Below are 23,077 nucleotides of genomic sequence, written 5' to 3' on the forward strand. Positions count from 1 at the left end.
TGAATGGTCATTCAGCGAATCCAGTCATAAACAAAAAGGTGTGGTGATTTGTATATGAAATGGAAAAGTTTGTTTGAACCGATCAAAATTCGTGAGCTAACCTTACCTAACAGAGTGATGATGGGCTCGATGCACCTAGGCATTGAAGGCGTTCCAGAAAAAGAGGAAGCGATGATTTCCTTCTATACTGAGCGTGCTGGGGAGTATGGGCCAGGACTGATGGTTACCGGTGGCATCTCGGTATCACCTGAAGGAGACGGGGGACATCATTTTTTAGGCTTTTATCGAGAAAAAGACCTAACAACGATGAAACGGTTAACAACACGTGTGCACCAAGCAGGTGGACGCATCGCCGCTCAGCTTTTTCACGCAGGTCGATACGCTTATTCTGAATTAACCGGCATTCCTGCAGTTGCTCCATCGCCGATAAGATCTCCGATTCATAGGGAAACTCCAACTGAGCTAACTGAACTTGATATTCTCAACCTGCTTGAATCTTACGCAGAAGCAGGTAGAAAAGCGAAGGAAGTTGGGTTTGACGCTGTCGAAATTATGGGGTCAGAAGGTTATCTTATTAACCAGTTCATGTCACCAGCTACAAACAAACGTACAGATTATTGGGGAGGAAGCTTTGAGAAGAGAACGCGCTTTCCGCTAGCGGTGCTGAATGCTGTAAGAAAAGCTGTTGGAGATGATTATCCCATTATCTATCGCCTTTCAGGAATGGATCTTGTACCAAACTCTACTACACATGAAGAAACCCTTGCTTTTGCAAAGTTAGTTGAAGAGAACGACGCAGACGTATTAAACATAGGGATCGGCTGGCACGAATCCACTACTCCTACAATATCGATGATGGTACCAAGGGCAGGATTTATTCAAATCGCCCTCGATATTAAGGAAAAAGTATCGATACCTGTTATCGGTAGCAACCGAATCAATGATCCTGTTCTTGCTGATGACCTTTTACAGCAGTTAGATATGGTCTCGATGGCAAGGCCGTTTCTTGCAGATCCTAACTTATTGCATAAGTCTCAGGCTCAATCTCTTGATCAAATCAATACATGTATCGCTTGTAACCAGGCTTGTCTGGATCATGCGTTTGAAGGAAAAGCCGTCTCATGTCTTGTGAATCCAAGAGCGGGAAGAGAATACAAGTGGGTTTATAAGAAAGCGAGCGAACGGAAGAAAGTGCTTGTAGTCGGTGGCGGTGTTGCTGGTCTAGAGTCAGCAAGAGCACACGCCGAACTCGGCCATTCCGTCGTCCTTTATGAAGCGAGTGACTCGATCGGGGGACAGTTCAATCTAGCTCGACAAATCCCAATCAAGAAAGAGTTCGATGAAACGGTTAGGTATTATACAACTGAATTAAAACGATTAGGCGTATCGATCAGCCTCAATCACAAACCTTCTACTGAAGACCTGTTGAATCATTCTCCTGACCTTGTCGTCATTGCAACTGGTGTTGTACCAAGAAAGCCTATTATCCCAGGCGTCGAATTTGCTATACCTTACCCAGATGTACTCTCAGGCAGGGCAACCGTAGGAAAGAAAGTCATCATTATCGGTGCAGGGGGCATCGGATGCGACCTCTCTCACTATTTGATCGAACGAGGAGATCACGAAATATTGATGCTTCGTCGTAACGGAAGGATGGGAGAAGGTCTCGGTAAAACAACGAAATGGGCTATGCTTCAGGATCTTAAGAAACATGGAGTAAAGTTCCGTACAAACCTCCACTATGAAGAAATCACCGAGGAGGGGCTCGTGATTACGGATGGTGAGACGAATAACAAAGAATTTCTAAAAGCAGATGCTGTTATTCTAGCAGCAGGTCAAGAGTCTAATCTTCCACAAGAATATGATCGATTGACCGAAAAGGGCATTCAAGTGGCTGTTATTGGTGGCGCGAGGCTTGCTGGAGAATTAGATGCCAAACGAGCCATCTATGAAGGAGCAAAGATTGCGTTCGAACCGCAATCCATTCCAACAACACAACGTTAAGAAGACGGGGCATATCGCCCCGTCTTTTTCTGTTAACCTAGCTTGTCCCCGTTCTTCACCTTCATATCTGGCTGGATTAAGACCACTCCACTTTCTCCGTAAACACCTAACACCAATACTTCAGACATGAAATCTGCGATTTGACGAGGTGGAAAGTTAATGACAGCTAGCACCTGCTTTCCGATTAAGTCTGTCTTTTCATACAGATCTGTAATCTGAGCACTAGACTTCTTCACACCGACATCGTCACCAAGATCGACCTTTAGTTTATAAGCCGGCTTTCTTGCTTTTTCAAACGCTTCTACGTCAACAATCTCTCCAACTCGAATATCTAGCTTCATAAAATCTTCAAACGTTGCCATCTCTCTACCTGCCTTTATAAAAAGATAAGTAATGCCTTCGACCTCTTTCTCTATTAGTCCTGCTCATTCACTTCTTTTCATAACGAATTCCTTAAGCAACGAGAGTATGTGAGCTGAATCTTGAATCTCGTCACCTAACAAACAAGTAGAGAAGCATTCGATCAACTTGCGATTCGTTTTATCCTGTTCAGTTGAATACAAGTCTGAAATCGTCAGCGGGTATTCCAACATGGATAAATATCGTTCGATTCGCATCAGATACATAACACCGTTGAGAAGATCATACATCTCCTCATTTGTAGCGCTCGTATTCAGCCTGGATTCAATCGAATGTAACAAATTGATCTTACCTGATTGAATGGACTCTTTCTTTGGTAATTGAAAAGGCGTATCGCCATATAAAACAAGCTGCTCGAAATATGGAGCTACCACATCTTTTTCTCCACTCATCGTTAGCTCGTATTCTTCAATCGTCATGCTTCTGAGATGGACTGGAACTCCAGGAAGCTGAGGTAGATAAAGTGGCTTCATCACTTCTTTATGATAGAAGCACCATACATCTAAGTCTGATTTCGGACCCGCTTCTCCCCTGGCAAAACTGCCTGTTAGGATAACCCCTCGTAGTGCAGGAGTCTTCAAGCGATTCACTAATCTTTTTGCATATGTAGCAAACCTTATAGGCGTTATCTCGGAATTTAACATAAGTTCCTTCTCCTTTTTATAACGAGACCCTAAGAAGGAGCAAGCGTATGTTGAGACTGGTCCGTTCCATTTGTTAAGAACTGATACACTTTTTGAATAACATCATCGCGATCATCACCATGACAGATTAGGTGGCGTGAACAATCCATCACGTGAAATTGCTTTTGTTTTGAACCAATCGTCTGATAAATGGTATGTGCTGTTTTATAAGGAACCATACTATCGAGCTTCCCTTGCAGGATCAAGGTAGGTACCTTTACATCGCGAAATGAGGGTCTTAATTTCTGAACGAGCTTTCTGAATTGAAGGGATGCTTGGAAAGGTGTTACTTTAAGTTTCTCTTTATAACGAATGTAAAGTTCATTTTGGCTAATTTGCCCTCTGCTCGTATCTAACACCATTCTGCCGATATCTTTTACCATCTGAACGGGGTGGATGTAGCGATAGGCTGCACTTAACAATACAAGTTTCTCAACTTTGTATGCTGTAGCAAGATAACCTGCTAACACTCCGCCCATCGAGAACCCTACGAGATAAACGGTGTCACATGTTTCTAGGAGCTCTTTAAGCTTTTCTTCCGCTGTATCGATCCATTCCTGAAAGGAGACGCCATGTAATGTTTCGTACTCTCCATGGCCTGGTAACGTAGGAACAGAAATTTTCCAATCGGTATGTTCTCTAAGGTAATCTGCAAGAGGTTCTACCTCATATGGAGCACCAGTAAATCCATGAATCAACATACATCCTACCATGATCAAAACCTCATCTTTCACAAGTTATCGTGTACTACTAGTATATCACCAGCAGTGATTCACCTGTGAACGATCAAGATTCTCCCTATTTTCTGAATGAAACTTTCGGTGTATAGCGTTCGTGTTGCTCTTCCCGCAATGAGCTTGAACAGTTTGGACAAATAATGGCTTTCGAGGGGATCGCAGTACAACAAAGAGGACACTCTTTGCGTGTCATCGCGTTCATTGGATCTTGTCCTGGTTTTCGCCATCGATTAAGCTGCCGTACAACAAGAAACACGGCGAAGAAAATAATGAGGAAACGAAGACCAGTAGATAAAAACAACCCATAGTTGATCGTTGCGGCGCCAGCTTCTCTAGCATCCGCTAAGGAAGAGTAGGTATGCCCGTTCAAGCTTATATATAACTCAGAGAAATTGATTCTCGCTAGTAAGAGACCTATTGGCGGAAGGATGATATCAGTCACGAGCGAGTCTATAAAGCTGCTAAAAGCCGCACCAAGGACCATTCCTATTCCCATATCAGCTGCACTACCTCTAATTGCAAACTGTCGGAACTCATGTAAAAGACCCATCGAAAACCACTCCCTTACTACCTCATTTCTATGCAAAAAGTAAACAAGCTATGATGACGATCAATAGTTAGAGCAAAACACAAAAAAAGACCGCCGAACGTATCGACAGTCTAACACTTTATTTATTTGATTCGATCCATGTCTTAAAGTTTTCCTCAGGCTGTGAGCCTACAATGCGATCGACTTCCTCACCATTTTCGAATTTAACCACTGTAGGTGTGCTTTCGATTCTGTAGTCGTTCCAACCTTGTTCGAATTCTAGGATGTTATATTTCTTAAGGTCGATGCCCATGTCTTCTGCAAGAGGTACTAATACAGGTGATGTATTTTGACAATGTACACAATCAGGACTATAGAAATAAACAAATACGTCTTCTTCATTCGAAAGCTTTTCATCTAATTCTTCAGGTAGGATTTGATTTTGGTACAAAGGATCATCTAGCTGATCGATCGTTCCTTGCTCTAATGAATCTTTTCCATAAGGGTTGTCTTCACTCTTCTCACTATTGGAATAGCTTGTAATGAAAGCTAAGGCACCGAATAATACGATGATGATTCCAAGGAATATGATGATTTTTTTCATTATTTTCCTTCCTCCTTCTTCTGCATAGCCAATACGACCATAATAACACTAATAATGGTAAACCCAGTTAAAGCTAAGAACGGGATTGTAATAAATCCGAATGCGTTAATATATTCACCAGTACACGGAACTCTTCCACATGCCGGAGAGGACTCAGCGAAGAAGGTTGTTTTCTGAATCAAGTAATGATAGAACGAAACGCAAACCCCGATAAGCGAAATAGGAAGAACATACAGCCATTGTCCTGCATCTTTCTTTACAGCTGCTATTCCAAGTACGATCACTAGAGGATACATCAAGATGCGTTGATACCAACATAACACACATGGTTCATACCCCAGGATTTCTGAGAAGTACAAGCTTCCAGCCATAGCCATTACTGCAGTGGCCCAGGCACCAAACAATAAGTACTCTTTCTTATTTTCGTAACTCATTCGTGTAACCTCTCTTAAACGATATAATGGTCTAATCTATATGGCAGCATACTTAATAAAGCCCACCTATAGCATACGTGATATGTATTCCTTTGCACAACTTTTCCTATCTAACGTTTGATAAGTTGTCACAACCCAAAAGAAAAAAGACCCTGCAGAAGCAGCGTCAAGATATAAAAGGTGAATGTATTGCAACTAAGTAAAATAGCTACCGGTGCAGGCAGCTATTTGAAGGGGGAACTTCTCTTCTTCTTTGAAATGAACAATGTCGGGGAACACAATTCATTTTCATTTCCTTATGTGATAATGATAATCTTTATCAATTAAAAAGTCAATAGCCTTTTTTAATTGTTAGGTGAGGTACTTTTTCTATAAGTCGCGTGCTTCTATTTCGTAAATATCCACTCTTTTTGGCTTCCGATCTCAGAATGAATGCAAATGTAGCAAACGATGCAATTAGAATCATGAAAAACAATAACAGCTGTATAGTTTCTACCATCATCTCACCTCTCGTCTAAATTTTAACTTATTATATCATCCATAGTTGATAATGAGAAGCATTTTCAATGAAAGTGTTAGTTCATTATAGTTGTGCAAACGCTTGTATTTTTTTATGATAGTAGGTGTACGAACTATAGCTCATTCAGGAGGTTTATCTATGCAGCGCGTTAATCTAGGCGAAGATCTATCTTTTTCACGTATTATTCACGGACTATGGCGTCTTGCAGACTGGGATCAGTCGAGCGAAGAAACGTTAGCCCTAATTGAACACAACCTTGAACGTGGGATCACTACTTTTGACCATGCAGACATATATGGCAGTTACGAGTGTGAAGAACTATTCGGTAAGGCTTTAGCTCTTAAACCGTCTTTAAGACAAGAGATGGAGATCGTAACAAAGTGCGGCATCGTTCTCGAATCTCCAAACCGCCCTTCTCATACATCTCATATTTACAACACGAGCAAAGAACATATCATTGCTTCAGCAGAGCAATCACTGAAGTCTCTTGGCACTGACTATATCGATGCGCTCCTTATTCATCGGCCTGATCCGTTTATGGACCCTGAACAAGTAGCAGAAGCCTTCTCTACTCTCCAAAGAGACGGAAAGGTACGCCATTTCGGTGTATCGAACTTTAAGCAACATCAGTTCAACATGCTTCAATCTTATGTCGATCAACCACTCATCACGAATCAGATCGAACTGTCGGCATATAACCTGGAAAACTTTGAAGATGGCACTCTTAACTTATGTCAGGAAAAGCGCGTAAAACCGATGGCTTGGTCTCCTCTTGCTGGAGGAAACGTATTTAGCGCAACTGACGAAAAGGCAGCTCGTTTACGCCAGACATTAGAAAAGGTTGCTTCAGAAATTGGTGCGGAGGGAATCGACCAAGTCCTTTATGCTTGGCTTCTTAACCATCCAGCGGACATTATGCCGATCGTTGGATCAGGTAAAACGCATCGCATCGATAGTGCGATTGGTGCGCTTTCGTTATCCTTAACACGTGACCAATGGTTTGACATCCTCACTAGCTCTATGGGCCACGACATTCCATAAAAGACAAGCGTCCGGGCACATTCCGGACGCTTTCTTTATGAACACTATTCTGTTAAACAAACGTTTGATTGAATGCTATGATTTCTCATTCGTTATGATCTCAGCTATCGAAAATTTCCTACTTCCTGTTACAGCTAAAATAATAGACAGCCCTAGTAATGATAATGGAAACTCAAACCCGCCAATCAACCCCATCTGAAGCTTCGCAAGGACGATTGCTCCAAGCATCGTCAATCCTAGAATGATTGCAGAAGGAACAACGAAAACACCAAGGATAAGTGCAGCCCCACCTGCTGCTTCAACGATAGCAGTAAAATAAGCAAGCCAAGCAGGTTGTCCTATCTTTTCAAATAGTGCAACCGTATTATCCATGCCAGCGAGTTTCTGGATTCCATGAGCAAACATGATCACTCCTAATATTAACCGCCCTGCCAAAAGACCCCATTCTACTCTACGATTCACATTATGCACCTCATTTAATGTTTTCATAGCTAACGATGCGTTTACGTCATTAGATCAGTTTAAAATCCAAACTATCGTTACGGAACTTGCTTATCGATCATATCAAAGCTTGGAATTAATTCAGATAAAGGGACGATCGTTGCGTCTGATTGGTAGATAGGGATGTATTCGTTTAACACTTGAACCATCTTCTTCCCAGCTATCCCTACGTGTCCTATCGCGATATGGTTTTCGTCGTCATTAAGAAGCTTCTCAAGCTCTCTTGCTTTCTTACTCATGTGACTGATCGTATAAATATCATCGAAGAACAGTTCATTCTCGAGATAAGGGACTCCTATTTCGTTCGCTAACTTTGGAATAACGCTTTTATCCGTTGTTTTACTATCGAGATAATACAACCCTCTTTCCCTACAAACATCCAACACGATTCTCATTACGCGTTCATCTGCGGTTGCTTTTGATCCCATATGATGATTCATTCCAACCGCATATGGAACATCGTCGATCGCACGCGAAATTCTTTTTCTTATTTCTTTATTACTGAGGTTCGTTGTTATCGCGCCTGGTCCAAGCCAGCTCGACTTTCCTCTTAGTGGTTCCATAGGAATATGTACAATCACTTCATGCCCCTTTTTGTGAGCTAATTTGGCATCTTCTTTTGTAGTTGAAAGAAAAGGCATGATTGCAATCGTTAATGGTACAGGAAGTTCAAGCATTTCCTCTGTTCCACCCATATTATTTCCAAAATCATCGATTACGATCGCAAGTTCAGAACGCCCCCCGCTCTCTGCATAAGTCGGAGACCACAGGAAATTTAGAACAATTATAGTAAGAAACAAAATTCTCATTCAACAAACCTCCTTTCCATTAAAATTCCCAGCATAAACGAATTTCATGAATGTATAACCTAATCTTTCATCACATGTTTTCTTCAAAGTGTTGAAGGGCATAGTAAAGTTAGACTAGTTATTTTGCACGAAAAGGAGAGGACAACATGGAAAAAAGATACATCAGAGAAACGCTTGTGGTAAAAACGAGCCACGTGTTCCCAGAAGCGACAAACAATCACAACACACTATTCGGTGGTCAGTTGATGCGTGATATCGATGACCTTGCGTCTATTGCAGCTATGAGACTTTGCAGAAGTGAAGTGGTAACAGCCTCGACCGACTCTGTTGATTTCCTACATCCCATTACACCCGATGACTCCGTCTGTCTAGAGGCTTATGTTTCTTATACCGGAAAATCCTCGATGGAGGTTTTTGTGAAGGTGATTGCGGAACACCTTTTGTCAGGAGAAAGAAAAATTGCTGCTACTGCGTTTTTGACATTTGTTGCTCTTGATGAAAATAAGCGTCCTTTAGAAGTACCGCAGATTATCCCTGAAACAGAAGAAGAAAAAAATCTTCATAACACCGCTCCCGCACGAGCTGAAAAAAGACGAGAACATCGTCAGGCAAGTAAAGAACTTGCTGGACTATTAACAACAAAACGGCCTTGGGAATAAAAAAAACGACGTCCTAATTGGACGTCGTTTTTAGGTTAGAAGCTTATTACATCATATCCGATCAAGAGTACGATAAGAAGCAATACTACAAATAGAATCCATTGTGTTTTGGTGGATTCTGACCGCTTTCGTTTCCCTACGATGATCTCCATCACTCCGATTAGAGCGATCGCAACGATTCCTTTGAAAATATAGAGAATTGGAAATGACCCCATTGTAAATTGTAGAACGATCATTCCTGCACCAGAAATAATCATTATGAGATAAAAGAGTCTTTGGATCATAATTGAAATGTTCTGCTTGTAGGCAAAAAAGCTAACGAATAGCAAAAGCACAAGAATTGCCCATGAACCTGCGTGAGACTGATAAAAAATATTGTACATGATGTGTTCCCCTTCCCATCCTTTATGGATCATGACATAAGTGTCATATCCTAATAGTAGAATTGTATAACCAACGACACAAGCCCCTAATGTGAAAAGGGTACAAATTTTTCATTTCTTATAATTTAAAAACCCCTAGCACGTGACCAGGGGTTTCCGTTTATGAATGCTGTAGCTCTGGGTAAGGCTTTCCATCAGATTTCTTTTCTTTCTTGTTCCATAGAATGGTTAAACTAATCAATGTGACAAGTATGGTTGCACCCATATCTGATAAAATAGCGATCCAGAGCGTAAGGAGACCAGGAATCGTTAAGAGCAATGCAACAAGCTTTAAGCCAAGAGCTAAAGCGATATTGAACCGGATGGTACGATTGACTCGCTTTGCAATTCCGATTGCTTCAGGTAACTTCCCGAGGTGATCTTGCATCAGCACGATGTCTGCTGTTTCAATCGCACTATCGGTCCCTTTCCCCATAGCAATGCCTAAGTTAGCTGTCGCTAGAGCAGGAGCATCGTTAATACCATCTCCAACCATCGCAACGTTACCGTTCTTTGTTAGCTCCTTTACTTTCTCTACTTTATCTTCAGGCATCAAACCTGCATAGTAAGAACGCACGCCAACTCGTTTTGTAACCTTCTCTGCCGTCTTTTGATGATCACCAGTCAGCATGACAGTATTTTTTATTCCTATAGAATGAAGCGCACTCATCACTGATTCGCTTTCTTCTCTAATCTCATCTGAAATCCCGAACATCCCTAAGATGGTTGTATCATCTGCAACCAGCACTAAGGTTAACCCGTCTTCCTTCATAGACGTGATTAGAGACTGAACACTCTCATCGATAGCTGCCCCCTCCACACTCTTCTCATTTCCAATTCGATAACGTTTCCCATCGATCTTTGCCATGATCCCTTGACCTGCAACTGCTTCGAGTTCTTCTGCTTCTTTTTCTCGATAAGGGAACTCACTCACCTTATTCATGATCGCTTTTGCTAAAGGATGCGAAGAATGCTTTTCGATGGCTGCAGCAACCGTGAGGAAGTTTGTGTGATCAAATGTCTCAACTCTTTCAACATATGGTGTTCCCTTCGTCAGCGTCCCCGTTTTATCAAACGCTAACGTATCAATCATGCCAAGCTGCTCCAAATGAACGGACCCTTTTATAAGAATGCCATTTCGAGCATTTCTCGTTATTCCAGATATGTTTGCGATAGGAGAAGATAAGATCAATGCACACGGGCACCCAACAATTAATACGGCTAATCCTTGATAGAACCACTCGCCAAAACTTGCATTGAAGAAAACGGGTGGAACAATCATGACAAGTGCTGAAATGATCATGATCAACGGGGTATAGTATTTAGAAAAACGATTAATAAATTGTTCTGTCGGCGTCTTCGTTTCCTGAGCTTCTTCTACAAGATGAAGAATCTTCGCAAGAGAGGAATCTTTGTACGCCTTTGTAATTCTAATTCGTAGAACACCTTCATTGTTAATACTTCCTCCGAATACACTTTCTCCAACGGCTTTTTCAACGGGCATGGCCTCTCCTGTAATCGCTGCTTCATTGACCGAGCTGTTTCCAGTTTCGATCACACCATCAGAGGGAATCTTTTCACCTGACCTCACGAGTACCAAGTCATTTACACTTAGATTAGAAATCGGAATTGTTTCTTCTGAGCCGTTACGAATGATAACTGCCTCTTTTGGGGCGATTTTAAGAAGTGAAGCCATCGATTTTCTAGCTTTTTGCATGCCTAATCCTTCTAAGTATTCGTTTAAACCAAACAGAATGGCAACGAGGGTACCCTCTCTCCATTCTCCAATCGCAACCGCACCGACCAATGCGATCGTCATCAAGGTTTCTATATTAAATTTCAATCGAACAAGGTTTTTTAACCCTTTAATAAATGTTTGATAACCACTTAGTATAATTGCGGTAATGTAAAATGGTACAGCTGTAAAACTAGTCATTCCATCCACTAGAAGTGCAAGAATAAACACACCAGTAGCAATTCCAAGATAGACTTTAATCGATGATGGATGGCTGTGACCATGCTCATCTTCTTCAGTTAGTAACGAAGCATTATCGGTTGCTAAAATCTTTTTCACCTTTTTGAGATCGATCTTCTCATCAAGTTGAATCTTTCCCGAGTTGTACTGAATTTGAGCCGATTTTCCGTAATCTAATTTTTGAATTTGTTGCTCCATATCTGAAGCACAATTTGGGCACGATAAGCCTTTTAAGCGATACTCTTTCATCTCGCTTTCCACTCCTCTATTAGGAACCTTATGTCATTATATTCTATATATGAGCATGTGTTCATATATGATGTTTATAATTTTACTGATTCTTTTGCGATTTGTCAAAAAAGTTTATGAACGATCTTCATATATGTAACGATTATAAGTATGCCCATTGAGATATATAAAAATAAAGTTCTGAGGAAGACACGTCCTTTTACCTTTAAAATGATCTCGTACCAAGCCACATAAGAAAGTGACCCGATTGCAACACCTGTAAGAAATCCGTTAACGGTATAAGAAGGCGCAACATGTGTACCAAGAGCTGCAGATAAAACCAACGCGAAGGAAATCAATGCAGCTGCTAAGATCGAATACCTACTCTTTAATCCTGAAATAGCCATGAACAAAACTAATGCGACACCTTCAGGGATATGATGAATGAAGAGTGCTAACAGTAACACCCCTCCGAATTCCCCTCCATCTCCATTGATACCAATCGCAACTCCAACTGGAATACTATGTGAAAGGAGAGCAAATACAAATGCAATAACAGGCACATATTTATTATGTACAAGCCGATTATGAAAGCTTGCTTCAATCAATACGAACAATAAGAAAGACAACAATGCCCCTAAAAGAATGCCCATCGGCTCAAATGAATGCATGCTTTCAGGAATCAATTCAAATACGATGACCCCGATCAGCATGCCACCACACAGTAAATAAAGTTCTTCCATTCTATGTGAATAATGACGATACGCTCCTCTGCCTACAGCTGCTCCAACAAGTAAACCACTGATGCCAACAAGGAAAAGGTTCGTTAATAAGGAAAACATCAATCTGCCTCCTTTTTATAGGGCAAGCTCATACCACGTCCACTAAAATATATGAGCAAAATAAAAAAACAGAAGAATAACCCTTCTTCTGTCTTATCGTCTTTCGATCGGTAGCGTCATACAGCGAATACCGCCCCCACCTTTTTCGAGTTCACCTACATTTACTTCTACTAATTTCATCTTTTTTAACTTTGGGTGGCTTTTAAAGATTTTCTTGTTAGCTTTTGTACTGATCAAGAGTGTTTCTGGATTTAGATTCAAGAAGTTAATATCAGCTAACGTATGGGTGATTTCATCCGTCCAGACAACTTCACATCCGTGACGATTTAAAAACGCTTCCACCATCATGTACTTAGACGACCCTTGTAACAAGACTTTCACAGGAAAAAATCTCATGTAGCTCTTAGCAAGATATACATCTGGTCCCACTGCGTTGCAATTCATATCCAAGTGAAGCGTATCTGCTCTTCTTGGCAGATCGATGACGCCAATTTCTGAAAAACCTGCTGCGAAGACCTGCTCTTTGATCGCTTCGATGCTATCGATACTTGTCCGCACTCCAGAATTAATGAATACAGCATCTTTATTTACAATCATCACATCTCCAAATTCTAATGCTTTACAATCGTTGTTTCCTGTGATGGAAAATGTATTTTCATCGAACCATTGTTGGAAGAGTAGGTGTGATGTAACGTATTCCGGCTTCCTCATCGTCGTACCAGCCTCACCTGGTACGATATGATTACCAAAGACGCAGGCAAGGTCTCGCACAAAGACTCGATTGATCAACTGCTTATGAAAAGCTAGATCTTCTGGTGATAAAAATGCATCATACTTCACTACATTGACTCCAGAATCTCTTAGCCCACTTACCATGTTTTCGTGATGTTCACATGCCTTCTCATGGTTAACAGGAGCTTCCCACTGAACATAAGAAGCTATTTTCTTATCTGGCACATCGAGACAAGTTGGGGAACAAACGATGACACTTTTTAACTCGCTATATTCATTCCAACAATTTGGGGATAAATTCATAATAAAGCAAACTCCTTTTAAAAGATTTACTTTATTACTATCTCCTCACCATATAAAACCATCCCAAAACGGTTAAGAACACATATTCCATTGCTTTCCTTCTCACACTAAGACTAACTATGAACGGGGAGAATGGGTCATGAGAAAAACTACAAAATCTGAAAATCTTCAATGGTGGCAGCTTTCTTTGATCGGCGTCGGATGCATTATCGGAACAGGTTATTTCCTTGGTTCTAGTATTGCGATTCAGAAAGCAGATAATGCCATCTTGATCGCATACGCAATCGCAGGGCTAGGGACATGGTTTGTCTTTCAGGCCCTTGCGAAATTAACCGCTCACCACCCTGTTAAAGGTTCATTCCGTACCTATGCGAAACATGCATTTGGAGATTGGGCAGGATTTAGTAACGGGTGGGTATACTGGTCATCTGAAATGCTGATCATGGGTAGTCAGTTAACGGCTCTCTCGATCTTTGCACAGTACTGGTTTCCGAATACTCCGCTATGGATTTTCGCAACGATCTTTGCCATCGCCGGGCTTTCAATCATCCTCATGGGCGTTCACAAAGTCGAACAACTGGAAAATGTATTTGGAATTATGAAAGTAGCAGCGATCGCCATGTTTCTCATCATTTCGATCGCAGTCATAAGCGGGCTGATCAATCCCCTTGAACGAGCAACTCCTTCCTCTTCTCCGCTGACTGACTTATTCCCACAAAGCGGGATTGGGTTATGGACCGCTCTTCTTTATGCGTTTTATGCCTTTGGTGGAATTGAAATTATGGGACTCATGGCTGAACACTTAAAAAACCCTAAAGATGCACAGAAATCCGGAAATATCATGTTACTCGTGCTAACTTCCCTCTACCTATTATCATTTTATTTTGTATTAAAACTGACTTCATCCTCTGCGATCACGCCAGATGAGAGTCCTTTTCTAACGGTATTAATCTCATATAAACTTCCTGTTTTCGTCCCGCACATCTTTAATAGCATCCTCATCATCGCAGGATTCTCAACGATGGTAGCTTCTCTTTATGCTGTTACGACGATGCTCTTGACACTTGCGGAAGAAGGAGACGCACCGAAGCTTTTTGCGCAAAGTGAGAAGGAGAAAGTTCCCCTTCCCGCTTTCATTCTCACGTGTATCGTAGTTGCGATCTCGATCATCATCGCGCTTTTAGTACCCGGAAAGATTTTCGAATATTTTACCACTGCTGCTGGACTTATGCTTTTATACAACTGGATGTTTATTTTGTTGTCTTTTCGAAAGCTTATGGATCAATCGTTAAAAAGCACGATCGGTATATGGGTTGCTTTTACATTGATTGCCTTCGCAATCACCGGCACATTGTTCGATAAGGTTAGCAGGCCTGGTTTCTTTGTAAGTATTGGATTTATTGTACTCATCGCGTTAGCGACTGTCATTAAACTAAAAAGAAAGCATTAAGGATGCAAGTTCTTTATCTTGTTCTTCATTGCCATGAAAGGACACTTAGATAGAGTCGTGTCTTCCTCATCGAGAAAATACTGCTTCCATTCATAATTATCTTGCTGTCCATACCACTTTAAAGCAGGGTGAGGCTTCTTGCCATCGTATTTAACCAGCCTGTTTCTGATGACCTTCTTTAACTTTTGCCCGAGAGATGTTGAAGCATTGATTTCTTCGAAAACCCACCTCGGTTGGAAAGCAAGCATAAAATAAGGAAAGCTTCGACTCTTTCGCACGCGATGAGCGGGTGTCGCACAAAATACAAAATAGGGTTCACCGTCAAAACAAAACTCCCATGCCTGGTTATGTGGGTCTGTCGGTATGTCTTCAGGCCATGGTTTTTCGTCTAGTTGATGGACGTCGTTTAATAACGTCCAAAACGTATCCTGATAATCCTCAATACTCTTGCCATCTTGATGATCAGCCTCAAAGAACACGACTAAAGAAGCGTACTTCCCTGTTTCCCGTGAAATTTCCCCATACTCCTTTAAAATGGCCGCAAGTTGCCTAGAAGCATGCTCTTCCCATGGAGGATCCGCAAACCCAAACCTGAGAGAGTTATCGATAAAGCCCATTTTCCCAGGAACACATGGATAGGGTTCAGATTCATTGCACATCATATCTGAAAATTGTTGGTAGGCTAACACATTCCAACCCTCCAACGCTTCACTATTCTCATCTATCATACTCTTTGTAAATAACATCAACATCCCTCCCAATAGCTACACACGGTATCCTATTGAGAGAATGTTCATTAGGTGTCTGTCTAACTAAGGAGCATAGTCATCGCTTGCTTTCCAAAATACAATCCAAATGCAATAAGCACGATTCCCGAGAGAATCGATATCATCCGAAGCATAGAAGGGTTTAGGAGCCTTCTTGCCCCTGATGCAATACTCGCCATTGTTAAATCCCATATTGTGATTCCAATAAAGATACCCGTGCTATAGATCAAGAAATGATAAGTGCCTAAGTTATTTGCGTTCTGAGCAAGGATGGATCCGTAAATACCTAGCCAGAATAAGATGTTCAATGGGTTTGAAAAGGCCATAAAGAACCCTGTTCGAAAAGACTTCCCCTTCGTTTCACTCTTTGTGCCACTCCTATTCTTTTGAACTCTCGACTTCACAATGCTTTCAACACCTGTATAACTTAACACGAAGAATCCAAACAGCCAGAGGAACGTTTTCATAAATGGAGAATCCACAATATGTCCGATCCCTATGTAAATCAGCAGCATGAAGATTGCATCTGCAACCATCGCACCTATTCCAACAAACCACGCATTCAAAAAACCATACCGAATTCCTTTGTCCATCTGTGCAGCATTAATCGGACCTACAGGCGCAGATAGTGATAAACCTAACAAGATATAACTAAAATAAATGCTCATCTCCGTCCCCTCCTTCGTAACATCCTATTCAAGCATGTCCAGAAGTATTAAAGAGAAAGAGGTATTTTATAAAGACTTCGTTATAAACATTGTTAAACGAACATGATTGTTGGAATTCAATATGTTATTTCATTTTTAAAAACGCGCGTATCATAATGACACGCGCAAAAACGTTCGATAGCTATTTGGTTATTCACCTTTTGCACAAGCATTAACTGGGCACTCGTCAAAAGTGTTCAATTTGTCATTCGCTGTACATATTAAATGTATAGCATAAACTTTTTTCGATTAGAGTGATAGGAAGGAACTTCCAACCATTTTTTCGTGATGATTTTTTCCTCCACCTGATTAGAGAGATAGACTTCTACCTGCTGCATGATTTTCCTTACTTTTGATGGGTTCATATGAAAGAATGCCCCTGCTTCATGATAAGGACTATGCTTTTGAAGCAGATTTAAATAAGCGCCAGGGGAATCACTTTTGGAGATAAGGGATGTTTCCAATTTATCAATCCACTCATACAGCTCTCTTTCTTGCCTAGGGAGTTTAGCTATAGCATCCCTAACAATAATCCTAAGCAGATGCTCGTTTACTCTCACCTCTCTTCACCCGCCTTTTACCAGCTAGATTTTTTCACTCCAGGAATCTGCCCTTTGTGCGCATACTCCCTAAATGCGATCCGCGACATTTTGAACTTTCTAAGATGAGCTTTCGGTCTTCCTGTTACTTCACAGCGGTTGGTTAAGCGCGTTGGTGAAGAATCGCGCGGAAGCTTACGAAGAGCCTCATAGTCCCCCTTTGCTTTTAATTCCTTTCTGAGCTCCGCATACTTCTGAACAAGCTCCTGACGCTTCTTTTCTTTTGCGACTTTTGATTTCTTCGCCATATTTATCTTCCTTTCTTATTGGTATTCTGGCAATGGATCTAAAAGTAAAGACCAATCCTGCTTCATTTCTTCATCTGTTAGAAGGCATTGGTCAAGTGACTGTTCAATTTGCTCCTGGTCGAGGTGAAGACCAATCATCACAAGTTCGGTCAGACGATCCCCGTAAAGGTCATCCCAACGTTCAAGAAGATCAGGATCATCTCTCATGGCTTCCTTTTGCTCATTAGCTGAAGAGGTAGCAACCCATTTACCAGCAGATTCAATGCTAAGCGATGGTCCTGCTTGGGAAAGCAAGCCAGTGATATCATTCCGGGTAGCGAGCCAGAAAAAGCCTTTTGCCCGAACAACATCTCTAGGCCATTGCTCAAGCCATGCCATCCACCTTTCAGGATGAAAAGGCCGTTTTCTGCGGTATACAAATGATGAAATCCCGTATTCTTCTGTTTCAGGAGTATGTTCTTCATTCAACTCCTTAATCCAGCCTGCACTTTGACTTGCCTGTTCAAAATCAAACAGGTTAGTGTTGAGTATTTGATTAAGATGCACTTTTCCATAGGTACTGGTCTTAATCAGAGCATCAGGATTCAGTGTTTTAAGAATCGAAGTTAATTTTTCTATTTCTTCTTGTTCCATTAAGTCCGTTTTATTAAGAAGAAGTATATTCGCAAATTCAATCTGATCAACAAGCAAATCAACAACATCACGTTCATCACTCTGATCGGCACCTTCTTTGCGGTCTAGCAACGAGTCACCGGAATGAAAATCATGCCAGAATCGGTTTCCATCAACAACCGTCACCATCGTATCCAGTCTGCACGTCTCACTGAGGTCGATGCCAAGTTCCTCATCCATATATGTAAATGTCTGTGCCACTGGAATGGGCTCTGAAATACCAGTAGACTCAATCACAAGATAATCAATTTCCCCTGCTTCCATCAGCTTTTTCACTTCAAGAATCAGGTCTTCTCTTAGGGTGCAACAGATACATCCATTTTGTAGCTGGACTAATTTTTCATCTGTTCTAGAAAAGCCATTTTTGATTAATTCTGCATCTATGTTGATTTCACTCATATCGTTTACAATGACTGCTATTCTTCTCTGCTCTCTGTTTGCGAGAATGTGGTTTAGGAGCGTTGTTTTTCCTGCACCTAAATATCCGCTCAGAACAGTAACAGGGATTTTCCCCATCCATATTCACTCCTTTAAATCAAAATAATTACGATTTGATTCATATACTTTTTGCAATGCGTTCAGCTGCTTTCCTCGCCCCTATGATATTTCGTGAGCCAGGACCGATTTCAAGCTCAGCAAGAGGTCCTGAAACAAACAAACGTGAGCTCCATTCCAGCGTCTTTTCTACAATTGGATAGCCACATGCTGCACATGGAAGCACTTCATTTTCGATGAGGTTTTGCAGCCACTTCTGCTGAGGCATCTTTGCTTGAAATCCTGTGGCAAAAAGCGTTGTTGCAGGCATCATGCTCCCTTCGGTTATAAAAAGCGCATTGGACTTCCAACAAACAGATGTCACATTGCTTTGGATTATTGAAAGGGACCCCTGTTTCTCCAAACAGTTCAATTTCTGATGGAGTTCGGAAGGGATGGATCCCCGATGACGTGCTTCCTTAATCATTCTCCGTCTTCTTCTATAGCACGCTACCTTCTCATAACCGTTTAAATATTTTGGACCAATCCAGCCAGGATCACTGTCAAAATCATGCACTCTGAACGGATGCCGCGTAATAAGACTTACTTTACCTGGAAACCGGTTGGCCATTGTAATGGCTGCGTGTGCTGCTGTTATGCCACCCCCAACGATGGCAATCGGAGGAGTAATTTTCTCCATATCAAGACGAGGGTCAAAAAGGTGCCAGGCATTTTTCAATTTATCTCCCCAGTCCGGATAGGCAAGTTCATTGTTTCCTATTGCAATCACGCAGTTCTTTGCAAAATAAATGCGTCCATCTTCTGTTTCAATCTCCCAATATGGACCTTCTTTCGCAACATTTACAACCTTACTGCTACACCAAACCTCTTGAAGGCCGACTTCACGTAAGACTGAATCTGCATGTTCATTAAAAAGATTTAGTGCCGGGCGATCATAATAGCCATAAAAAGGATTCGTATACGATTTTTCCTTTGCATATTTCTCCAGACTGAAAGGAGGAACATCAATATGATGTACAGATGGAGACCTAAGAAAAGGCATTTGAATACGCCCTGTTCTCTCTTTCCATCTTGCAAGCGGAACTGAATGAGGATCAATCATAAGAAGCTCTTCCTTTTTGACTTTCCCGCTTTTCAAAAGTGTTGCTGCAATCGTACAACCATGTATGCCTCCACCTATAATAATCCAATTATACATATCCACCACTCCGCAAATCGTATCGATTACGATTTATAGTGTATATGAATTAGTAACAAAATACAACAAAAGAATGCTACTAAATTTAGCAAAAATGAGAAGTGTTAGTTTTAAAGATTCTAGTTCAATGCCTCCTCGTTGATCTCATCTTCAGCCAAAATGATCGTTTGCTCCACCTATTCCGTCTTTTTTAAACCTTTTACTAGGTCCAGTCTTATGCGAGACTATTCTTATTTTAAACCGTAATAATTTCGTTTTACAAATCGTAACCATTACGATAATATGATTTATATGTATATTTAAGGGGGAGATATAATGACGTACAAGCGCCGAAGTATGGCATCGATAATGCTAATTGTTGTATTGCTTCTAGCAGCATGTGGCAGCAATGAGGATAGTTCAACAGCTATGGAAAACAGCAATTCAGATGAGAAGTTAATCGTTTATACCACATTGTTTCCTATTGAGGATTTCACAAGAAAAATTGGTGGCGACCATGTTGACGTGGAATCAATCCTGCCACCTGGATCGGACGCACATACCTATGAACCTACTACAAAAACCATGGTAAGCATTGCTGAAGCCGATGGTTTTATATATAACGGTCTTGGGATGGAAAGCTATGCAGAGGCAATCGCTGACTCAATTGAAGGAAATAATGTAATAATGTTTGAAGCTTCTACCAGAATCGAAGCAATTGAGCACAAAGATAACCATCATGAAGAGCAAGGAACTTCGGAAGATGGGGAACATGCTGAAGAAGGTGAACACCATGATGACCACGAAGCTTCTGAAGAGGAAGAGCATGCTAAAGAAGATGAACACCATCATCATGGGGACAAAGATCCTCATGTATGGCTGGATCCAGTTAGAGCAATTGCAATTGCAGAAAACATAAAAAATGCTTTAGTTGAACTACACCCTGAAGCAAAAGAGGATTTCGAAGCCAATTTTCAAGAAGTAAAAGCAGACCTTAAAAAGCTTGATAATGATTTCGAAAGCTTAACTGATTCAAAAGATAAGCCTGAAATGATTGTTTCACACGCAGCTTATGGCTACTGGGAAGAGCGATACGGAATCCATCAAATTGCGATTTCTGGCCTTTCACCGTCCAATGAACCATCACAAAAAGCATTAGAAGAAATCATTCATACCGCAAAAGAAAAGAATTTATCATATGTACTATTTGAGCAAAACGTAACGCCGAAGGTTGCGAAGAGCCTGCAAAAAGAAATTGGCGCAGAGGCTCTACGTCTTCATAATCTCTCAGTCCTGACGGATGAGGATATTGCAAATGAAGAAGATTACTTTAGCCTGATGCGTAACAACCTGGACACTTTAGATAAAGCACTTCAATAATCTATTCAATTTAATAGTAAAAGGCGTAATCCCTAACAGAATCACGCCTTTTTCTTATAGACTGCAAGATTAGCAAGTAGATAGGAAGAAATCCCTATAATCATTGATTACTGAGATTGTAAAAGAATTTTTCACCACACAAACGTTCATGAATATAAAAACGTTCCTAAAAGTAATTACTCTTAGGAACGTTTTAATTTAGCTGACCTTTACCAAATAACTTGTTGTTACTGGTAACGGACGCTTCTATTTATTCTACAGTTACAGATTTAGCAAGGTTTCTTGGCTTATCAACATCACATTCACGGTGAAGTGCTGCATAATAAGCAAGCAGTTGTAGTGGTACTACAGAAACAAGTGGTGTTAAGTGCTCATGCACTTCATCGATTACGATTGAGTCGTTTTCCTCTTCAAGACTCTTCGTCGTTACGATACAAGGAGACGCGCCACGAGCAACTACTTCTTCAACGTTTGAGCGGATGCTTCCGTTCACGTGCTTCTGAGTTGCGATCGCAATAACAGGCGTACCTTTTTCAATCAGTGCAATCGTACCATGCTTAAGCTCTCCTCCAGCAAATCCTTCAGCCTGGATGTAAGAGATTTCTTTTAGTTTAAGTGCTGCTTCTAGACATACGTAGTAGTCTACGCCACGACCGATGAAGAACGCATTACGTGTTACAGAAAGGAATTCACGAGCTACCGCTTCAATCTTTTCTTTCTGATCGACGATCGATTCAATTGCATTTGCTACAATTCCTAATTCCTGAAGAGGATCGAAATCAAGCTTAATGCCTTTAGCTTGTGCCGTATCAACCGCAAGAATGGTTAATACCGCCATCTGAGCTGTATAAGCTTTTGTCGATGCTACAGCGATCTCAGGACCCGCATGTGTGTGAAGCGTGTAATCTGCTTCACGTGAAAGCGTTGATCCAGGAACGTTTGTAATCGTGAGTGACTTGTAGCCTTTTTTCTTCACGTTTACAAGAACGCCACGACTATCTGCCGTTTCACCACTTTGTGAAATAAAGATGAATAGTGGATTTTTTGAAACGAGTGGCATATTGTAGAGGAACTCACTCGCAATATGCGTTTCAACAGGAACTTGAGCGATGTTCTCGATAAGCTGCTTTCCAACAAGACCAGCATTGTAACTTGTTCCGCAAGCAATGATGTAGATTCGATCCGAATCCTTAACAGCGTTTCGAATATCTTCATCTAGCTTGATGTTGTCATTTTCATCTTTATATTTCGTGATGATATTTCGGATTGCAAACGGCTGCTCGTCGATTTCTTTAAGCATATAGTGCGGGTACGTACCCTTTTCAATATCGCTTGCATCGATTTCAGCAGTGAATGGCTCACGTTCAACCGTTTTTCCATCCATATCTTTGATCGTGATTGAATCACGCGTTACAAGAACGACCTCTTCATCCATCAATTCGATGAATTCATTCGTTACTTGAAGCATCGCCATCGAATCACTTGCGATCACGTTAAATTCATCACCTACTCCTACTAGAAGCGGGCTTTTGTTCTTTGCAACAAATAACGTGTCAGGATTTTCATTATCGATCAGTGCTAGTGCGTAAGAACCGTGAAGTTCTTGAAGCACTTGATGAAATGCCTCTTCTACTTGCATGTTGTGCTTTACTACAAATGTCTCAATCAGTTGTACCACGACTTCAGTGTCAGTAGCACTAACGAATTCAGTTTCGGATAAGAAGTTGCGTTTGATTTGTTGATAGTTCTCAATTACACCATTATGCACTAGCGTAAAACGTTCTGATGCACTTTGATGCGGGTGTGCGTTTATTTGACTTGGTTCACCGTGTGTTGCCCAACGTGTATGTCCAATTCCAGTAGTCGCTTCTACGCTCTCATCAACTTGTTTACGAAGATCTGCAATACGCCCTTTTTCTTTCGTAAGGTGCAAGCCTTCGTTATTAAGAAGAGCGATACCGGCTGAATCATAACCACGATACTCAAGTTTTTCTAGCCCACGCAATAAGATTTCTCTAGCATCTTTATTTCCAATATATCCAACAATACCACACATAAAAAGTCCTCCTTCAGTTGAAGGAACAGGTGTACCTCGGGGCAGACCTGCCCCTTCTTTTCCGATTATCAAGTACGTTTCTT

Annotated in this window: 24 protein-coding genes; 5 read left to right on the top strand and 19 right to left on the bottom strand. The window is 41.1% G+C overall.

What is annotated here, in order from left to right; genetic code table 11:
• Nucleotides 1-54: 54 nt before the first annotated feature.
• A complete protein-coding gene (locus PFZ69_RS19920; protein WP_270182848.1) occupies nucleotides 55-2,004 on the top strand; it encodes an NADPH-dependent 2,4-dienoyl-CoA reductase in 1,950 nt (649 codons plus the stop codon).
• A 32-nt stretch (nucleotides 2,005-2,036) separates the two neighbouring features.
• Here the strand turns inward: PFZ69_RS19920 and PFZ69_RS19925 are convergent, their stop codons facing one another.
• The 6 genes from PFZ69_RS19925 to PFZ69_RS19950 all read right to left on the bottom strand — a co-directional run bounded on the left by PFZ69_RS19925 (nucleotide 2,037) and on the right by PFZ69_RS19950 (nucleotide 5,411).
• The gene (locus PFZ69_RS19925; protein ID WP_270182849.1) at nucleotides 2,037-2,366 is read right to left on the bottom strand and encodes a tRNA-binding protein; all 330 of its coding nucleotides are present in this window, start codon (nucleotides 2,364-2,366) and stop codon (nucleotides 2,037-2,039) included.
• Between the two features lie 63 nt (nucleotides 2,367-2,429).
• Complete coding sequence (locus tag PFZ69_RS19930; protein WP_270182850.1) at nucleotides 2,430-3,068, bottom strand: nucleotidyltransferase domain-containing protein; 639 nt, start codon at nucleotides 3,066-3,068, stop codon at nucleotides 2,430-2,432.
• 29 nt (nucleotides 3,069-3,097) lie between these two features.
• Complete coding sequence (locus PFZ69_RS19935; protein WP_270182851.1) at nucleotides 3,098-3,820, bottom strand: alpha/beta hydrolase; 723 nt, start codon at nucleotides 3,818-3,820, stop codon at nucleotides 3,098-3,100.
• An 85-nt stretch (nucleotides 3,821-3,905) separates the two neighbouring features.
• On the bottom strand, nucleotides 3,906-4,394 hold the full coding sequence (gene mscL, locus PFZ69_RS19940) for a large conductance mechanosensitive channel protein MscL (protein ID WP_270182852.1): 489 nt from the start codon (nucleotides 4,392-4,394) through the stop codon (nucleotides 3,906-3,908).
• Nucleotides 4,395-4,512: 118 nt separating this feature from the next.
• On the bottom strand, nucleotides 4,513-4,977 hold the full coding sequence (locus tag PFZ69_RS19945) for a thioredoxin family protein (protein ID WP_270182853.1): 465 nt from the start codon (nucleotides 4,975-4,977) through the stop codon (nucleotides 4,513-4,515).
• Nucleotides 4,977-5,411: a disulfide oxidoreductase gene (locus PFZ69_RS19950; RefSeq protein ID WP_270182854.1), complete on the bottom strand. Its 435-nt coding sequence runs from the start codon at nucleotides 5,409-5,411 to the stop codon at nucleotides 4,977-4,979. Before PFZ69_RS19950 ends, PFZ69_RS19945 begins: the two co-directional genes overlap by 1 nt.
• A gap of 658 nt (nucleotides 5,412-6,069) precedes the next feature.
• Between PFZ69_RS19950 and PFZ69_RS19955 the strand changes: the two genes are divergently transcribed.
• Nucleotides 6,070-6,972, top strand: a complete 903-nt coding sequence (locus tag PFZ69_RS19955) for an aldo/keto reductase (protein ID WP_270182855.1) — start codon at nucleotides 6,070-6,072, stop codon at nucleotides 6,970-6,972.
• 75 nt (nucleotides 6,973-7,047) lie between these two features.
• Here the strand turns inward: PFZ69_RS19955 and PFZ69_RS19960 are convergent, their stop codons facing one another.
• On the bottom strand, nucleotides 7,048-7,434 hold the full coding sequence (locus tag PFZ69_RS19960; RefSeq protein WP_270182856.1) for a DoxX family protein: 387 nt from the start codon (nucleotides 7,432-7,434) through the stop codon (nucleotides 7,048-7,050).
• A gap of 77 nt (nucleotides 7,435-7,511) precedes the next feature.
• Nucleotides 7,512-8,282, bottom strand: coding sequence for a divergent polysaccharide deacetylase family protein (locus tag PFZ69_RS19965; protein WP_270182857.1), 771 nt, complete (start codon nucleotides 8,280-8,282; stop codon nucleotides 7,512-7,514).
• Between the two features lie 146 nt (nucleotides 8,283-8,428).
• Here PFZ69_RS19965 and PFZ69_RS19970 point away from each other — a divergent pair, with 146 nt between their 5' ends.
• Nucleotides 8,429-8,941 (top strand): acyl-CoA thioesterase, encoded by a 513-nt coding sequence (locus PFZ69_RS19970; protein WP_270182858.1) that lies wholly within the window; start codon nucleotides 8,429-8,431, stop codon nucleotides 8,939-8,941.
• A gap of 35 nt (nucleotides 8,942-8,976) precedes the next feature.
• Here the strand turns inward: PFZ69_RS19970 and PFZ69_RS19975 are convergent, their stop codons facing one another.
• The 4 genes from PFZ69_RS19975 to PFZ69_RS19990 form a co-directional block, all read right to left on the bottom strand.
• Nucleotides 8,977-9,324, bottom strand: a complete 348-nt coding sequence (locus tag PFZ69_RS19975; RefSeq protein WP_270182859.1) for a DUF1516 family protein — start codon at nucleotides 9,322-9,324, stop codon at nucleotides 8,977-8,979.
• 160 nt (nucleotides 9,325-9,484) lie between these two features.
• Complete coding sequence (locus PFZ69_RS19980) at nucleotides 9,485-11,587, bottom strand: heavy metal translocating P-type ATPase (protein ID WP_270182860.1); 2,103 nt, start codon at nucleotides 11,585-11,587, stop codon at nucleotides 9,485-9,487.
• Nucleotides 11,588-11,691: 104 nt separating this feature from the next.
• The gene (locus PFZ69_RS19985) at nucleotides 11,692-12,408 is read right to left on the bottom strand and encodes a ZIP family metal transporter (RefSeq protein ID WP_270182861.1); all 717 of its coding nucleotides are present in this window, start codon (nucleotides 12,406-12,408) and stop codon (nucleotides 11,692-11,694) included.
• 93 nt (nucleotides 12,409-12,501) lie between these two features.
• Complete coding sequence (locus tag PFZ69_RS19990) at nucleotides 12,502-13,443, bottom strand: arginine deiminase family protein (RefSeq protein ID WP_270182862.1); 942 nt, start codon at nucleotides 13,441-13,443, stop codon at nucleotides 12,502-12,504.
• Between the two features lie 139 nt (nucleotides 13,444-13,582).
• Between PFZ69_RS19990 and PFZ69_RS19995 the strand changes: the two genes are divergently transcribed.
• A complete protein-coding gene (locus tag PFZ69_RS19995; RefSeq protein WP_270182863.1) occupies nucleotides 13,583-14,893 on the top strand; it encodes an amino acid permease in 1,311 nt (436 codons plus the stop codon).
• Here PFZ69_RS19995 and PFZ69_RS20000 read toward each other — a convergent pair.
• The 6 genes from PFZ69_RS20000 to PFZ69_RS20025 form a co-directional block, all read right to left on the bottom strand.
• Nucleotides 14,890-15,639 carry a YqcI/YcgG family protein gene (locus PFZ69_RS20000; protein ID WP_333489754.1) on the bottom strand — a complete coding sequence of 250 codons (750 nt, stop codon included), beginning with the start codon at nucleotides 15,637-15,639 and terminating at the stop codon, nucleotides 14,890-14,892. The two genes, PFZ69_RS19995 and PFZ69_RS20000, sit on opposite strands and share 4 nt — an antisense overlap.
• Before the next feature lie 62 nt (nucleotides 15,640-15,701).
• A complete protein-coding gene (locus tag PFZ69_RS20005; protein WP_270182865.1) occupies nucleotides 15,702-16,328 on the bottom strand; it encodes a LysE family translocator in 627 nt (208 codons plus the stop codon).
• 260 nt (nucleotides 16,329-16,588) lie between these two features.
• On the bottom strand, nucleotides 16,589-16,927 hold the full coding sequence (locus PFZ69_RS20010) for a hypothetical protein (protein WP_270182866.1): 339 nt from the start codon (nucleotides 16,925-16,927) through the stop codon (nucleotides 16,589-16,591).
• Between the two features lie 17 nt (nucleotides 16,928-16,944).
• A complete protein-coding gene (rpsN, locus tag PFZ69_RS20015) occupies nucleotides 16,945-17,214 on the bottom strand; it encodes a 30S ribosomal protein S14 (protein ID WP_270182867.1) in 270 nt (89 codons plus the stop codon).
• A gap of 15 nt (nucleotides 17,215-17,229) precedes the next feature.
• Nucleotides 17,230-18,402, bottom strand: a complete 1,173-nt coding sequence (locus tag PFZ69_RS20020; protein ID WP_270182868.1) for a GTP-binding protein — start codon at nucleotides 18,400-18,402, stop codon at nucleotides 17,230-17,232.
• A 40-nt stretch (nucleotides 18,403-18,442) separates the two neighbouring features.
• On the bottom strand, nucleotides 18,443-19,579 hold the full coding sequence (locus PFZ69_RS20025) for an FAD-dependent oxidoreductase (RefSeq protein ID WP_270182869.1): 1,137 nt from the start codon (nucleotides 19,577-19,579) through the stop codon (nucleotides 18,443-18,445).
• A gap of 315 nt (nucleotides 19,580-19,894) precedes the next feature.
• Between PFZ69_RS20025 and PFZ69_RS20030 the strand changes: the two genes are divergently transcribed.
• Nucleotides 19,895-20,938, top strand: a complete 1,044-nt coding sequence (locus tag PFZ69_RS20030; protein WP_270182870.1) for a metal ABC transporter solute-binding protein, Zn/Mn family — start codon at nucleotides 19,895-19,897, stop codon at nucleotides 20,936-20,938.
• Between the two features lie 250 nt (nucleotides 20,939-21,188).
• Here the strand turns inward: PFZ69_RS20030 and glmS are convergent, their stop codons facing one another.
• Nucleotides 21,189-22,994, bottom strand: coding sequence for a glutamine--fructose-6-phosphate transaminase (isomerizing) (gene glmS, locus PFZ69_RS20035; RefSeq protein ID WP_270182871.1), 1,806 nt, complete (start codon nucleotides 22,992-22,994; stop codon nucleotides 21,189-21,191).
• Between the last annotated feature and the right edge of the window lie 83 nt (nucleotides 22,995-23,077).

The organism is Alkalihalobacillus sp. CinArs1, assembly GCF_947387515.1.
Lineage (GTDB): Bacteria > Bacillota > Bacilli > Bacillales > Guptibacillaceae > Guptibacillus.

Bases quoted from the DNA above. Each gene is read 5' to 3' on its own strand.
- PFZ69_RS19920 (WP_270182848.1), top strand. From the start codon at position 55: ATGAAATGGAAAAGTTTGTTTGAACCGATCAAAATTCGTGAGCTAACC.
- PFZ69_RS19925 (WP_270182849.1), bottom strand. From the start codon at position 2,366: ATGGCAACGTTTGAAGATTTTATGAAGCTAGATATTCGAGTTGGAGAG.
- PFZ69_RS19930 (WP_270182850.1), bottom strand. From the start codon at position 3,068: ATGTTAAATTCCGAGATAACGCCTATAAGGTTTGCTACATATGCAAAA.
- PFZ69_RS19935 (WP_270182851.1), bottom strand. From the start codon at position 3,820: ATGGTAGGATGTATGTTGATTCATGGATTTACTGGTGCTCCATATGAG.
- mscL (WP_270182852.1), bottom strand. From the start codon at position 4,394: ATGGGTCTTTTACATGAGTTCCGACAGTTTGCAATTAGAGGTAGTGCA.
- PFZ69_RS19945 (WP_270182853.1), bottom strand. From the start codon at position 4,977: ATGAAAAAAATCATCATATTCCTTGGAATCATCATCGTATTATTCGGT.
- PFZ69_RS19950 (WP_270182854.1), bottom strand. From the start codon at position 5,411: ATGAGTTACGAAAATAAGAAAGAGTACTTATTGTTTGGTGCCTGGGCC.
- PFZ69_RS19955 (WP_270182855.1), top strand. From the start codon at position 6,070: ATGCAGCGCGTTAATCTAGGCGAAGATCTATCTTTTTCACGTATTATT.
- PFZ69_RS19965 (WP_270182857.1), bottom strand. From the start codon at position 8,282: ATGAGAATTTTGTTTCTTACTATAATTGTTCTAAATTTCCTGTGGTCT.
- PFZ69_RS19970 (WP_270182858.1), top strand. From the start codon at position 8,429: ATGGAAAAAAGATACATCAGAGAAACGCTTGTGGTAAAAACGAGCCAC.
- PFZ69_RS19975 (WP_270182859.1), bottom strand. From the start codon at position 9,324: ATGTACAATATTTTTTATCAGTCTCACGCAGGTTCATGGGCAATTCTT.
- PFZ69_RS19980 (WP_270182860.1), bottom strand. From the start codon at position 11,587: ATGAAAGAGTATCGCTTAAAAGGCTTATCGTGCCCAAATTGTGCTTCA.
- PFZ69_RS19985 (WP_270182861.1), bottom strand. From the start codon at position 12,408: ATGTTTTCCTTATTAACGAACCTTTTCCTTGTTGGCATCAGTGGTTTA.
- PFZ69_RS19990 (WP_270182862.1), bottom strand. From the start codon at position 13,443: ATGAATTTATCCCCAAATTGTTGGAATGAATATAGCGAGTTAAAAAGT.
- PFZ69_RS19995 (WP_270182863.1), top strand. From the start codon at position 13,583: ATGAGAAAAACTACAAAATCTGAAAATCTTCAATGGTGGCAGCTTTCT.
- PFZ69_RS20000 (WP_333489754.1), bottom strand. From the start codon at position 15,639: ATGTTATTTACAAAGAGTATGATAGATGAGAATAGTGAAGCGTTGGAG.
- PFZ69_RS20005 (WP_270182865.1), bottom strand. From the start codon at position 16,328: ATGAGCATTTATTTTAGTTATATCTTGTTAGGTTTATCACTATCTGCG.
- rpsN (WP_270182867.1), bottom strand. From the start codon at position 17,214: ATGGCGAAGAAATCAAAAGTCGCAAAAGAAAAGAAGCGTCAGGAGCTT.
- PFZ69_RS20020 (WP_270182868.1), bottom strand. From the start codon at position 18,402: ATGGGGAAAATCCCTGTTACTGTTCTGAGCGGATATTTAGGTGCAGGA.
- PFZ69_RS20025 (WP_270182869.1), bottom strand. From the start codon at position 19,579: ATGTATAATTGGATTATTATAGGTGGAGGCATACATGGTTGTACGATT.
- PFZ69_RS20030 (WP_270182870.1), top strand. From the start codon at position 19,895: ATGACGTACAAGCGCCGAAGTATGGCATCGATAATGCTAATTGTTGTA.
- glmS (WP_270182871.1), bottom strand. From the start codon at position 22,994: ATGTGTGGTATTGTTGGATATATTGGAAATAAAGATGCTAGAGAAATC.